Raw genomic sequence first — 13,094 nt, 5'->3', positions numbered from 1 at the left:
CGCCAACGCCCGCTTTTAATGTGTGGAACGGCAATAGCAGCAAGCAAATGCTGCCACTGGCTTACATCCTTCCGTAGGCATAGCCCTCTACGGCCTGGATGTTCTCGATCTCGTCGATGACCTTCAGCAGCGGCCCCAGCTGGCGATAACGGTCGGCCGTGGAGCGGATGTAATGGATGAAGCGCGGCGCGTCGGCCAGGTACTTGGGCTTGCCGTCGCGCAGCGTCAGGCGCGCGAAGATGCCGGCCACCTTGAAGTGGCGCTGCAGGCCCATCCACTCGACGGCGCGGTAGAACTCGCCGAAGTCGTCGCCCCAGCCCGAGGTGCTGGTCGCGCCCACGAGGCCGGCCTTGCGCGCCTTTTCCCAGTAGCGCACGCAGATGTCGATGATGAAATCTTCGTCCCAGCTGATGAACGCGTCGCGCAGCAGGCTCGCGAGGTCATAGGTGATGGGGCCGTAGACCGCGTCCTGGAAGTCGAGCACGCCCAGCGGGCCGCCCGCGCTTTGCGGCAGCATCAGGTTGCGTGTCATGAAGTCGCGGTGCACGTAGACGCTGGGCACGGCGAGGTTGTTCGCGACGATGGCGTCGAAGGCCTTCGACAGCGTTTCCTGCTGCTTGCCGACCAGCGTCACGCCCTTGTGCTTGGCCAGGTACCAGTCGGGGAACAGCGCCAGCTCGCGGCGCAGCAGGGCTTCGTCATAGACCGGCAGCACGCCGGGGCGCGAGGCCAGCTGCCAGGTCAGCAGCAGGTCGGTGGCCTGGCGGTACCAGGGCTCGGCGTCGCGCGGCGCGGCGGGGTCCAGGCGTTCGATCAGCGTCTGCGAACCCAGGTCGCTCAACAGCATGAAGCCCTGGGCCTGATCCCAGGCGAGAATGTCGGGCACCGTCAGGCCCGCGGCCGCGAGCAGCGCCTGGACTTTGACGAAAGGCGCGCAGTCTTCCTTGTCGGGCGGCGCGTCCATCACGATCAGGCTGGCGCCGCTGGCGCAGTCCAGCCGCAGGTAACGGCGGAAGCTCGCATCGGCCGAAGCCGGGCGCAGACTCTCGGGTTGGAGCTGATGCAAACTGACGAGGGGCGCGAGCCAGGCGGCGAAAGCGGCTTGGCGTTCGGCATTGGGCCATTCAACGCTGGCAATGGGGGAGATGGGATGGCTCATGGATAATCGGATTCTACAAACTCGCCTGCTTGCCCGCGTGCAGGCATTGGCCCCTCAGCTTTCCACCTTTTCGCCCACCGTGCCTCCTCGCCAGCAATCCATCGCCGTGCCCACATCCTGTCCGCTGCCCCGGCGGCAGCTGTCGTCTGGCCTGCCGGCCGTTCGTCCCCTGGTCTGGTGGATGGCACTGGCCTGGGCCGGTCTGCCTGCGTTGGCCCAGGCCCAGGCGCAGTCCGAATCCGCAGAGCCGCTGCCCGCGCCGGTGCTGCGCGCCACGCCCATGCTGCAGGAAAGAATCACCGAGGCCGCGCGGCCGCTGCAGCCGGTCTATGTGCGCGGCGACTCGATTGCGGGCCAGGCCGATGTGCGTGCCGTGATCGACGGCCATGCCGAACTGCGCCGCAGCGACACCATTGTCCGTGCCAACCGCATGGAATACACCGTGGCCGACGACCGGCTGCAGGCCGAAGGCCAGGTGCACATCAACCGCGCTGGCAATGTGTTCGACGGCAGCCGCCTCGACCTGGAAGTCGAAGCCTTTCGCGGCAACTTCACGGATGCCAACTACCGCTTCCTGGCCACGCAGGCGCATGGCGATGCGTCCGAAGTCGAGTTCCTGGACCGCGAACGCTCCATCGTGCGCAACGCCACCTACACCACCTGCCAGCGCGACAACGAGGCCAGCTGGGAGCCCGACTGGATGCTCAAGGCCGACTCCATCCATCTGGATCAGGGCGAGCAGGTCGGCTATGCGCGTGGCGCCAAGCTGCAGTTCAAGGGGGTCACGGTACTGCCGATTCCCGTGGTGAGCTTTCCGCTGTCGGACCAGCGCAAGTCGGGCCTGCTGCCGCTGACCATAGGCCTGGACAACGTCAGCGGCTTCGAATACACCCAGCCTTACTACTGGAACCTCGCGCCCAACCGCGACGCGACGCTGTCGAGCACGCTGATGACCAAGCGCGGCGTGAACGTCGGCGCGGAATTTCGCTACCTCGAGCCCACCTACCAAGGCAAAGTGCGGCTCGATTACATGCCCGGGGACCGCCTGCGCGACCGTGATCGCTGGGCCTACGGCCTGCAGCACCAGGGCCAGATTGCCTCGCCCTGGGGCGGGCTGGGGCTGAACATGAACCTCAACCGCGTGAGCGACAACAATTACTGGCGTGACTTCACGCGGCGCGACGTCGACCGGACGCTCAACTCGCGCCTGCTGTCCAGCGATGCCAGCCTGTACTGGGGCGGCCAGGATACGACGCTGATGCTGCGCACGCTCAAGTGGCAGACGCTGCAGGACGTGGCCTCGCCGATCATGCCGCCCTATGACCGCATGCCGCAGCTGCAATGGCGCTATACGCCGCTGAACCTGGGCGGCGGCCTGGACCTGACGGTCGAAGCCGACACCACGCGTTTCGAAGCCGATCCGCTGCTGACCCGCCAGACCAATGCCCAGCGCAGCTATCTGATGGCAGAAATCAGCCGCCCGGTTTTGTGGCCCGGCGCGTTCTTCACGCCCAAGCTCAAGCTGCACGCGACGCAATACCAGTTCGAAGACCCGCTGAGCAACGGCATGACATCGGCCGGGCGCACGCTGCCCACGGTGAGCCTCGACAGCGGCCTGGTGTTCGAGCGCGAAACGCAGCTTTTCGGCCGCAGCCTGTTGCAGACGCTGGAGCCGCGCGCCTTCTACACCTATACGCCGTACCGCGCCCAGAACATGCTGCCGGTGTACGACACCGCGCTCAACGATTTCAACCTGGCGACCATCTACAGCGACAACAGCTACAGCGGACATGACCGCCTCGCGGACAACAATCTGCTGACCCTGGGCCTGACCACGCGTTTCATCGATGCCGACACCGGCGCCGAGTCCGCGCGCTTCGGCGTGGCCCAGCGCGTGCGTTTTTCCGACCAGCGCGTGACGCTGCCCGGCGAAGTGCCCGCGACCGACCGCCTGTCCGACATCCTGTTCGGCGCCTCGATCAACTGGACGCAGCAGTGGGCGCTCGACGCGGCCATGCAATACAACCGCGAAACCGGCCACTCCGAGCGCACGACCGTGGGCGCGCGCTACAGCCCGGGCAATTACCGTACCATCAGCGCGGCCTACCGTCTGCAGCGCGGCACCAGCGAGCAGGTCGACGTGGGCTGGCAATGGCCTATCCGTAACCCTTGGGCCTCCGAGGACAAAGGTCGCAACGGCGGGCGCTGGTACTCTGTGGGCCGGTTGAATTACAGTCTGCAGGATCGCAAGCTCGTCGATACTGTCGTCGGCTTCGAATATGACAGCTGTTGCTGGGTCGGTCGGGTCGTTCTCGAGCGTCTGCAAAGCAGCGTGACCACCTCGAATACCCGGCTGCTGTTCCAGGTCGAGTTCGTCGGCTTCTCGCGTCTGAGCCTGGGCTCCAACCCCTTGCAGAGCTTGAAGGACAATATCCCTCGCTACCAGGCCTTGCGTCAAACCAGCACCACGCCCAGCCGCTTCAGCAATTACGATTAAACAAAGCACAGCTCCATGCGTCTTTCCTCCCTGACCCCTCGCACCTTTGCCATGGGCCTCGTGTGCCTGGCCACTTTTGCCGCCGTGGGCGTGCAGGCCCAGGGCCTGCGCCTGTCCGGCGGGCCGGCCGCCTCCCTGTCAAAGGCGCTGGACGGCAGTGCCCGCGCCGTGCCGGGCAACACCGGCGTGCGCTCGGCAGATTACATCGTGGCCGTGGTCAATTCCGAGCCGGTGACCAATACCGAAGTGCGCGACCGCATGGCGCGCGTGGCCCAGTCCATTGCGGGCCAGGGCGGGCAGCTGCCTCCCGAGAACGTGCTGGCGCGCGAAGTGCTCGAGCGGCTGATCCTCGAGAAGGCGCAGCTGCAAAGCGCGCGCGAGGGCGGCATCAAGGTCGACGACTATGCGGTCGACCAGGCCGCGCAGAACGTCGCCCGCCAGAACAGCCTGTCGCTCGAACAGATGATGTCGCGGCTCGCGGCCGATGGCATCAGTGCCAAGCGTTTTCGCGACGAATTGCGCAACCAGTTGCTGCTGCAGCGCCTGCGCGAGCGCGAAGTCGACGGCCGGGTGCGCGTGAGCGAACTCGATATCGACCAGTACCTCAAGGAACAGCGCACCAGCGGAGACACCTCCAACATGACGCTGAACCTGGGCCACGTGTTCATCTCCGTGCCCGAAAACGCGTCGCCCGCGGTTGTCGCCCAGCGCGAAGCGCGCGCGCGCGAAGCGCTCGAGAAGCTCAGCGCCGGCCAGGATTTCGCGGCCGTGGTGCGCGAATACTCGGATGCACCCGAGGCCAAGGAAGGCGGCGTGCTGGGCCTGCGTCCCGCGGACCGCTACCCCGAGCTGTTCACGCGCGCCGTCGCGTCGTCGCCCAAGAACACCGTGGTCGGCCCCGTGCGCTCCGGCGCGGGCTTTCACCTGCTCAAGGTGATCGACCGTTCGCAGCAGGGCATGGCCACCGTGGTCACACAGAACCATGCGCGCCACATCCTGCTGCGCCCTACGGAGCAGCTCAATGAAGGCCAGGCGGCCGAACGTCTGGCAGATTACCGCCGCCGCGTGCAGGCGGGCCAGGCGCGTTTCGAAGATCTGGCGCGCGAATATTCCCAGGACGGCAGCGCCAAGGAAGGCGGCGACCTCGGTTGGGCCGGTCCTGGCGCCTATGTGCCTGAATTCGAGGAAGTCCTGAACCAGCTCCAGCCGGGCGAAGTCAGCGCTCCGGTGGTGTCGCGGTTCGGCGTGCACCTGATCCAGCTGATCGAGCGCCGCCAGGCGACGCTGTCCGCGCGCGAGCAGCGCGACGCGCTGCGCAATGTCGTGCGCGAACAGAAGCTGGACAAGGCCTATGCCACCTGGATTCAGGAAGTCCGCGGTCGCGCCTACGTGGAATACCGCGATCCCCCGCAATAAGGTTTAGGTTTGAAACACATTCCCCGCAAACGCTTCGGTCAGAACTTTCTGACCGATGGCGGCATTATCGATGCCATTGTCGACGCGATCGACCCCAAAGCCGGCGACCCTATGGTCGAGATCGGTCCCGGCCTGATGGCCCTGACCCAGCCGCTGGTCGAGCGCCTGGGCCGCATCACCGTGATCGAACTGGACCGCGACCTGGCGTTTCGCCTGCGCCTGCACCAGCATCTCGATGTGATCGAGTCCGATGTGCTCAAGGTCGATTTCGCCGCCGTGGCGCAGCAGCTGCAGACGCAGAAGCTGCGCGTGGTGGGCAACCTGCCCTACAACATCTCCACGCCCATCCTGTTCCATCTGCTGGAGTATGTGGACCTGATCCAGGACCAGCATTTCATGCTGCAAAAGGAAGTCATAGACCGCATGGTGGGCAAGCCTTCGACGGCCGCCTATGGCCGTTTGTCGGTGCTGCTGCAATGGCGCTATGAAATGCAGGAAGTGCTGTTCGTGCCGCCCGAGAGTTTCGACCCGCCGCCCAAGGTCAATAGCGCCGTGGTGCGCATGGTGCCGCGTGCGGTGCCGGCGCCTGTCGATAAACGCCTGCTCGAGCAGATGGTGCAGGTGGCGTTCAGTCAGCGCCGCAAGCTGCTGCGCCATACGCTGGGCCGCTGGCTCGAAGAGAAGGCCTATGCGGGCGATTTCGACGTCAAGCGCCGCGCCGAGGAAGTGTCGGTGGACGAGTATGTGGCCCTGGCGGCCGAGGTGGGCGCCGCGTTGCCGGCTGAAGGCGACGGCAGCCGATAACGCACAAAAGCCCCGCGAGGGGCTTTTTCAATTCTGCAGCGCGTTATGCGCCGCCATGCGCGATCAGAGGAACGAGTAGAAGCAGCGGAACGCAATCTTGCGCTCGCCCCAGTAGTCGGCGGCATCGCGGAAGCTGTCGAGCAGTTGCTCGCGCACTTCCTTGTCGAACTTGGTCGTGGTCGGAATCTGGTCGAGCACCAGAATGAAGCCCGGTTGCGGCCCGGCCTTGTGCAGCGGGTCGGTCAGGCAGTCATAGAGTGCATCGAAATTCTTGCCGAAGTGGGCCGGAAAGATGAACTGGGTGGCGATCAGGTCCAGTATGTCCTGTTTGGTCTGGGCGTGGGCCAGGTTGGCGTACAGGAAATGGTTGCCCAGAACCCTCGCGGCATCCTGCAGGTCTTGCACGCGATAGGCGCGGATCGACTGCACGATGTTCTGGCGCACATTGCGCAATGGGAGGTCGGGGTTCTTACGAAGTGGCGTTTCCATCTCCGTGGTTCTTTCTTTGACTAGGCTGTCCACAGGGGTGGCAAACAGGCTCTCGCCCGATTGCGAAAAATAGGACTGGACGAAGGGGCCATCAAGGCACCCTTCGCGGCCAACGGCGGCGGGTGTCGGTTGCGGCTTCATTCGATGATGTAGTAAAAACTGGCGTAATGGTCGCGGGTGTAATAACAGGCATCGGGCGTCCGGGGCTCGCCGCCGCAGACAATGCGCCGTGCACCGCGGTCTTGCGAGCGCGGGGTGCTGACCGTGTATTCCCGGTAATAGCCGCGTTTGCGGCTGGGCAGGATGCGCTCGCGATTGCCAAAGACGCTGCCGTCCTTGGCATAGGGGAAAGGCCCGCCGGCGCGGATCAGCCCATGCGTCGCTCGCCCCTGAGGAGGCAAATCGGACAGCGCAATGGTGGACAGGTCAGGGGACGGCTCGGCACCGCGCGCTGAAGCCATCAGTGGCGCAACGGCACAGGCTGTCCCTAAAACGATCGCAAAACCGGTCTGCAAACAACGGGCGGCGACAGCCTTCAGCATCAAAAACACCTTTCAGAAACCCAGGTTATGCCTGAAATTTCGACCTGCTAGTGTGCCGCATCACCCCCCAAAAAGCAAGCGCCTGCCCAAAAATTGGGCAGGCGCTTACATGCGGGACAGGCCGTGTCGGGCCGGGCAGCGGGTTAACGCGCCGCGTTGGCGTCGGCCACCGTGAGGGCCGTCATGTTGACCAGACGGCGCACCGTGGCGCTTGGCGTGAGCACATGCACGGGCTGGGCTGCGCCGAGCAGAACCGGTCCGATGGCGATGCCGCCGCCCGCCGCGGTCTTGAGCAGGTTGTACGAAATGTTGGCCGCGTCGATGTTGGGCAGCACCAACAGGTTGGCATCGCCGACCAGCGTGCTGTGCGGCATCAGCTTGGCGCGGGCCTTGCCGTTGAGCGCCACGTCGCCGTGCATTTCGCCATCGACTTCAAGCCAGGGCGCCTGCACGCGCAGCAGTTCCAGCGTGGCGCGCATCTTCACCGCGCTGGGCTGGTCGCTGGAGCCGAAGTTCGAGTGGCTCAGCAGCGCGCACTTGGGCTTGATGCCGAAGCGCATCATTTCCTCGGCCGCCATGATGGTGATCTCGCACAGCTGCTCGGCCGTGGGGTCGTAGTTCACATGGGTGTCGACCAGGAACACCTGGCGGTCGGGCAGCAGCAGGCCGTTCATGCAGGCGAAAGTCTGCACGCCGGCACGCTTGCCCAGCACCTGATCGATGTAGTTCAGATGGTGCGTGACCTGGCCCCAGGTGCCGCAGATCATGCCGTCGACTTCGCCCTTGTGCAGCAGCATCGCGCCGATCAGCGACAGGCGGCGGCGCATTTCGATCTTGGCGATGGGCGCGGTGATGCCCTTGCGCTCGGTCATGCGGTGGTAGGTCTGCCAGAAGTCGCGGTAGCGGTGGTCGTCCTCGACGTTCACCACGTCGTAGTCGCGGCCCTGCTCCAGGCGCAGGCCGAATTTCACGATGCGCTGGGCGATGATTGCCGGGCGACCGATCAGCGTGGGACGCGCGACGCGCTCGTCGACCACGATCTGCGCGGCGCGCAGCACGCGCTCTTCCTCGCCTTCGGCATAGGCCACGCGCTTGCGCGTTGCATTCTTGGCCGCGGTGAAGATCGGCTTCATGGTCGTGCCCGAAGCGTAGACAAACGTCTGCAGGTGCTCGCGGTAGGCATCCATGTCCTGGATCGGACGCTGGGCCACGCCCGAGTCGGCCGCGGCCTGGGCCACGGCCGGCGCGATCTTCATCATCAGACGCGGATCGAACGGCTTGGGGATCAGGTACTCGGGGCCGAAGACCAGCGGCTCGCCCGCATAGGCCGCGGCCACTTCCTCGCTCTGCTCGGCCTGGGCCAGGTCGGCAATCGCATGCACGGCCGCGATTTCCATTTCCAGCGTGATGGTCGTCGCACCGCAATCGAGCGCGCCGCGGAAGATGTAGGGGAAGCACAGGACGTTGTTGACCTGGTTCGGGTAGTCGGTGCGTCCGGTCGCCATGATGACGTCATCACGCACGGACTTGACGTCTTCTGGCGTGATTTCCGGATTGGGGTTGGCCAGCGCAAAAATGACAGGACGCGCGGCCATGCCTGCGACCATCTCCGGCTTGAGCACCCCGCCGGCCGACAGGCCGAGGAACACATCGGCGCCGACGATCACTTCGGCCAGCTTGCGCATGTCGGTATCGCGTGCGAACAAAGCCTTGTCTTCGTCCATCAGTTCGACACGGCCGGTGTACACCACGCCGGCCAGATCGGTCACAAACACGTTCTCGCGGCGCAGGCCGACTTTGAGCAGCAGGTTCAGGCAGGCCAGGGCCGCGGCGCCGGCGCCCGAAGCCACGAGCTTCACTTCATCGATCTTCTTGTTGGCGACCTTGAGCGCATTGATCATGGCCGCGGCCACGGTGATGGCCGTGCCGTGCTGGTCGTCATGGAACACCGGAATCTTCAGGCGCTTGCGCAGTTCGCGTTCGACATAGAAGCACTCGGGCGCCTTGATGTCTTCAAGGTTGATCGCGCCGAACGTGGGTTCGAGCGCGGCGATCACTTCGACCAGCTTCTGCGGGTCTTTTTCGTCGATCTCGATGTCAAAGACGTCGACACCGGCGAACTTCTTGAACAGCACGCCCTTGCCTTCCATGACCGGCTTGGAAGCCAGCGCACCGATGTCGCCCAGGCCCAGCACGGCCGTGCCGTTGGAGATCACGCCGACCAGGTTGCCACGGCTGGTGTACTTGAACGCGGCGTTCGGGTCCTTGACGATTTCCTCGCAGGGAGCGGCCACGCCTGGCGAGTAGGCCAGCGCCAGATCATGCTGATTGGCCATGGGCTTGGTGGCCGCGATGGCCACTTTGCCGGGCTTGGGGAACTCGTGGTATTCCAGGGCTGCGCGGCGCAGCAAGGCACGTTTGTCGAGGGGGGTAGGGGGGACCGTATTGTCGGACATCAAGCGTCTCCAGCTCGAGGGTGAATCCAATCCGCAGCTCGGGCGATGGCAGGCCAGCGGATCGCTTTTATGTGAGTGGCCCAGACCATCGAGCCGCGGTTGCAGTACCTGTTGTACTGGCTGCGTGGCAATGCCGTTGCCCGACCTGCCCGGTTGTATGAGTCACTCCGTATCGGCCTCATTGTAGGCTCAGCGCTATCAAAAGCAGAACACGATCGGACGCAGCGACAAGGTCAAATGGCGACTGTCAGAAAGTCGACAGAGGGGGTGCACCAAGCTGGGGCAAAACGCGGGTCGGCACGCACGATTTCATGCGTTTTTCTACGCATCAAACAGCGTTATGCTTCACGCCGGTAATAACGCTAACCCGCATTAAGAGGAATTCATGTCGCTGCCCACTTCCCGCTTTTCTTACGCCTCCACTGCAACCCGTCGCGCGACCGTGCGCATGGTGCTGGGCGGTGCCGTGACCGCCGCCGCGATGATCGGCACCTGGGCACAGGCAGCGAGCCCCGCGGCCTATCCGACCAAGACCATCCGTCTGGTCGTGCCGTATTCGGCAGGCGGCTCGACGGACATCCTGGGCCGTCTGCTGGCGCAGAAGATGGGCGAGAACATGAATGCCACCGTGGTGGTCGAGAACAAGCCCGGTGCCAACGGTACGCTGGGCTGCGATCAGGTGGCCAAGGCGCCGGCCGACGGTTACACCATCGTGCTCGGCGACGTGGGCTGCATGGCCATGGCGCCAGGCCTCTACACCAAGCTGCCTTACGACCCGTTGAAGGATTTCACCGCCGTGAGCCTGGTGGCGCGCAGCCCGCTGGTGCTGACCGTGGGCGCGCAAAGCCCGTTCAAGTCGATGGCCGAACTCACGGCCGCGGCGCGCGCCCAGCCGGGCAAGCTCAACTACCCGTCGTCGGGCACGGGCGGCCCCAACCATCTGGGCGGCGAGCTGTATGCGATGCAGGCCAAGGTGAAGATCAGCCATATCCCATACAAGGGCAGCGCGCCTTCGGTGGTGTCGCTGGTCGCGGGTGAAACCGACTTCGGCTTCCTGACGGCCGTGACCATCGATTCCCAGCTCAAGGCCGGCAAGCTGCGCGCGCTGGCCGTGGCGCACAACGAGCGCCTGGCGTCGTTGCCCGACGTGCCGACCATGGACGAACAAGGCCTCAAGGGCTTCCAGGCCGACGCCTGGTTCCTGGCCGCCGTGCCTGCGGGCACGCCCCAGCCCATCGTCGATCGCCTGTATGCCGAGATCGCCAAGGCGCTGCCGGACCCCGTGGTCAAGGCCAAGCTCGATGCCATGGGCGTGCTGCCTTCGGCGTTCAAGCCCGCCGCATCGGCCGACTTCCTCAAGGTGGAAGTCGCCAAGTGGCGCGACGTGATCAAGAACGCCAACATCACGCTGGACTGAGTTCACGCGCGGCGAGCAGCGGATTTGTCCTGCAGACCGCGCCGTCGATTGGCGACATGATGGGAACTTGGCCGGCGCGCGGCGCATGACGCTGCGCGCCGGCCCTGTCCAATGGAGGAACCCGTGATGCGCTCTTATTCCTTTGCTTTCGCCGGCTGTGTGGCGGCGGCGGCCCTGGCCGGCTGCGGTCCGCAGCCCGGCGCCGACAGCCACCCCATGGCGCAGTTGCCGGTGTTCGACCAGCCGGCGCCGCGCGCGCCGCTGCTCGCCGATTCCAATCCCCAGCCCACGCCGCATTACCCGGTGCAGATTGCCGCAGCGCAGTCGCTGCCGGCGGCCGTGCCCGTGCCGCCGCGCGCGGTGATCACGCCCGCGGGCGCCAAGGAGGACAACCAGCCCGACGGCGGCTCCAGCCCGGCCGCGGGATATGCCAGCGGCATCACCGACGCCCGCGGCGACGGCGGCAAGCACGAACTCGACGGCAAGAAGTAAGTCAGTTCACGCGCGCCCAGGCCGCCAGGCGCTGCGTGGCCCAGGCGGCAAAGCCCGGTTCGGGCAAGCGCGCTGTGGTCTGCTGGCGCGCGTTCATTGCGCCGCTCCTAACGCGGGCGCCAGCGACTTGCGCGCCTGCGCGCGGTTCCAGGCCTTTTCGTGGAAGAAGTAGGCGACGGCCTGTACCGTGGGCTCGAGCAGGCTCAAGGTCAGCGAAGCCCAGAAATTGCGCGTCACCGCATAGGCCACGCAGGCCGCGACCACGATGTGTATCAGGTAATAGCTGCCGGTCTTCAACAGCGTGGGTTGATTGGCGTGGAACAGTTTGAGAAGACGGGTCATGCGGATTCCTTGGCGGTACATTGATTCAAATGATATTCATTCTCAACAACTTGGTCCAATTGATTGACTGAAATACCGTCATAGCCCCGCGGTATGGTCGCTGCGCCCGGGGCTGCGGGCGCGCAGCGCAACGCGGATAATCGCCGGTCTTGTCCCTCCCTTGAAAACCACTTTTGTGGCCTGTGAAGCGATGTCGCCTTTGAATGACGAACCGTCCTGCCATGTTCGGCCGCTGGAGCGCGCCGATCTCGCGGCCTTGATGCTGATACAGCGGGCTTGCTACGGCGACGACTACGCCGAAAGCGAAAGCGTCTTTGCGCGCCGCATCGCGAGCCCGGCCCATTGCTCGCTGGTGGTGGAACGCGGCGGCGCCGTGCTTGCCTATCTGGCCGCCTACTGGTCCGTTGCGGGCAAGGTCACGCCCCTGCACGGCGATTTCGAGGCCTGCGCCGCGCCCGAAGTGTTGTATCTGCACGATATGGCGGTTCATCCCGCGCATGCGGGCCAGCGCCTGGCCGACCGCCTGCTCGCGCCGCTGCGGTCGCTCGCGCGACAGCGCGGCATACGGCAGTCGGCGCTGGTGTCGGTACAGGGAACGCAGGATTATTGGCGCCGCCACGGTTATCTGCCGCAGGTACTGCGGGATCCGGCGCAATTGCAGCGGCTTGCGAGCTATGGCGAAGACGCGGTCTATATGCAGAGTGTGTTCGATCCGGATCACACATAGTCCGTACACGGCGAGTCTGGCGATAATGTCGGATATGCCTGATCGCTGGAAACCCAATGTCACCGTGTCCGCCATCATCGAAAGAGATGGGCGATTCCTATTGGTCGAAGAAGAGACGGCCGACGGGCTGAAGCTGAACGTGCCTGCCGGGCATCTCGACCCCGCGGAATCCCCCATCGATGCCTGCGCGCGCGAAGTGCTCGAAGAAACCGCCTTCAGCTTCACGCCCCAGGCGCTGGTGGGCATCTACATGAACCGCTTCACGCGCACGCGCACCGGAGCCGACATCACCTATGTGCGCTTTGCGTTCACCGGCGAGCTGGGAACCCACCATCCCGAGCGCCCGCTCGATGATGGCGTGCTGCGCACGGTCTGGATGACGCTGGCCGAGCTGGAGTCCAGCGCCGCGCGCCATCGCAGCCCGGTCGTGCTGCAGTCGGTGAAGGACTACCTCGCGGGCCAGCGCTTCGATCTGGCGATGTTGCACGTCGACGCCAGCGTCTATGAAGTGCCTGGCCCCACGAGCCGCAGCCCGTCCGGTCGCGGTCCCGATACCCGTTCGGGCGGCCGCCGCCCCGCGGGTCTGCTGCCTGCCGACCAGCTGCCCGACGATCCCAGCCTTTGAGCGCGCTGTAGGGGCGCCTCAGTCCGCGCCCAGCCCTATGGGGTTGGGCTGGCGTTTTTCGGTGTTGTGGCGCAGCAGCGCGGCGCTGCGGAACACGCCGTGCGCGAACTTGCCGTAGGGCAGCGTGG

Annotated in this window: 12 protein-coding genes; 7 read left to right on the top strand and 5 right to left on the bottom strand. The window is 65.2% G+C overall.

The annotated features are described in order from the left end of the window. Positions 1–61 precede the first annotated feature (61 nt). On the bottom strand, positions 62–1,159 hold the full coding sequence (locus KHY18_RS01455) for an aminoglycoside phosphotransferase family protein (protein ID WP_213293472.1): 1,098 nt from the start codon (positions 1,157–1,159) through the stop codon (positions 62–64). A 181-nt stretch (positions 1,160–1,340) separates the two neighbouring features. Here KHY18_RS01455 and KHY18_RS01450 point away from each other — a divergent pair, with 181 nt between their 5' ends. Genes KHY18_RS01450 through rsmA form a run of 3 tightly spaced genes read left to right on the top strand, consistent with a single transcriptional unit; the run spans position 1,341 to position 5,876 of the window. Beyond that, complete coding sequence (locus KHY18_RS01450) at positions 1,341–3,656, top strand: LPS-assembly protein LptD (RefSeq protein ID WP_213293717.1); 2,316 nt, start codon at positions 1,341–1,343, stop codon at positions 3,654–3,656. Positions 3,657–3,671: 15 nt separating this feature from the next. Beyond that, positions 3,672–5,072 (top strand): peptidylprolyl isomerase, encoded by a 1,401-nt coding sequence (locus KHY18_RS01445; protein WP_213293471.1) that lies wholly within the window; start codon positions 3,672–3,674, stop codon positions 5,070–5,072. 9 nt (positions 5,073–5,081) lie between these two features. Next, a complete protein-coding gene (rsmA, locus tag KHY18_RS01440; RefSeq protein ID WP_213293469.1) occupies positions 5,082–5,876 on the top strand; it encodes a 16S rRNA (adenine(1518)-N(6)/adenine(1519)-N(6))-dimethyltransferase RsmA in 795 nt (264 codons plus the stop codon). 63 nt (positions 5,877–5,939) lie between these two features. Here the strand turns inward: rsmA and KHY18_RS01435 are convergent, their stop codons facing one another. The 3 genes from KHY18_RS01435 to KHY18_RS01425 form a co-directional block, all read right to left on the bottom strand. Next, on the bottom strand, positions 5,940–6,365 hold the full coding sequence (locus tag KHY18_RS01435; protein WP_213293467.1) for a barstar family protein: 426 nt from the start codon (positions 6,363–6,365) through the stop codon (positions 5,940–5,942). 137 nt (positions 6,366–6,502) lie between these two features. Continuing rightward, a complete protein-coding gene (locus KHY18_RS01430; RefSeq protein ID WP_213293465.1) occupies positions 6,503–6,907 on the bottom strand; it encodes a guanyl-specific ribonuclease in 405 nt (134 codons plus the stop codon). Positions 6,908–7,050: 143 nt separating this feature from the next. Then, positions 7,051–9,363 (bottom strand): NADP-dependent malic enzyme, encoded by a 2,313-nt coding sequence (locus tag KHY18_RS01425; protein WP_213293463.1) that lies wholly within the window; start codon positions 9,361–9,363, stop codon positions 7,051–7,053. A gap of 385 nt (positions 9,364–9,748) precedes the next feature. Between KHY18_RS01425 and KHY18_RS01420 the strand changes: the two genes are divergently transcribed. Both KHY18_RS01420 and KHY18_RS01415 read left to right on the top strand, forming a co-directional pair. Further along, on the top strand, positions 9,749–10,780 hold the full coding sequence (locus tag KHY18_RS01420; RefSeq protein WP_213293461.1) for a Bug family tripartite tricarboxylate transporter substrate binding protein: 1,032 nt from the start codon (positions 9,749–9,751) through the stop codon (positions 10,778–10,780). A gap of 126 nt (positions 10,781–10,906) precedes the next feature. Further along, a complete protein-coding gene (locus KHY18_RS01415) occupies positions 10,907–11,272 on the top strand; it encodes a hypothetical protein (protein ID WP_213293459.1) in 366 nt (121 codons plus the stop codon). Between the two features lie 93 nt (positions 11,273–11,365). Here the strand turns inward: KHY18_RS01415 and KHY18_RS01410 are convergent, their stop codons facing one another. Next, positions 11,366–11,614, bottom strand: a complete 249-nt coding sequence (locus tag KHY18_RS01410) for a DUF2061 domain-containing protein (RefSeq protein WP_213293457.1) — start codon at positions 11,612–11,614, stop codon at positions 11,366–11,368. 190 nt (positions 11,615–11,804) lie between these two features. Between KHY18_RS01410 and KHY18_RS01405 the strand changes: the two genes are divergently transcribed. Together KHY18_RS01405 and KHY18_RS01400 are read left to right on the top strand one after the other, a co-directional pair. Continuing rightward, on the top strand, positions 11,805–12,341 hold the full coding sequence (locus KHY18_RS01405) for a GNAT family N-acetyltransferase (RefSeq protein WP_213293715.1): 537 nt from the start codon (positions 11,805–11,807) through the stop codon (positions 12,339–12,341). Positions 12,342–12,375: 34 nt separating this feature from the next. Then, on the top strand, positions 12,376–12,966 hold the full coding sequence (locus KHY18_RS01400; protein WP_213293455.1) for an NUDIX hydrolase: 591 nt from the start codon (positions 12,376–12,378) through the stop codon (positions 12,964–12,966). Positions 12,967–13,094 lie beyond the last annotated feature (128 nt).

Source organism: Acidovorax sp. CCYZU-2555, from assembly GCF_018413525.1.
Classification (GTDB): Bacteria; Pseudomonadota; Gammaproteobacteria; order Burkholderiales; family Burkholderiaceae_C; genus Comamonas.
The sequence above is the reverse complement of the archived record's forward strand: the minus strand, read 5'-3'. Positions and strand labels throughout refer to the sequence as shown.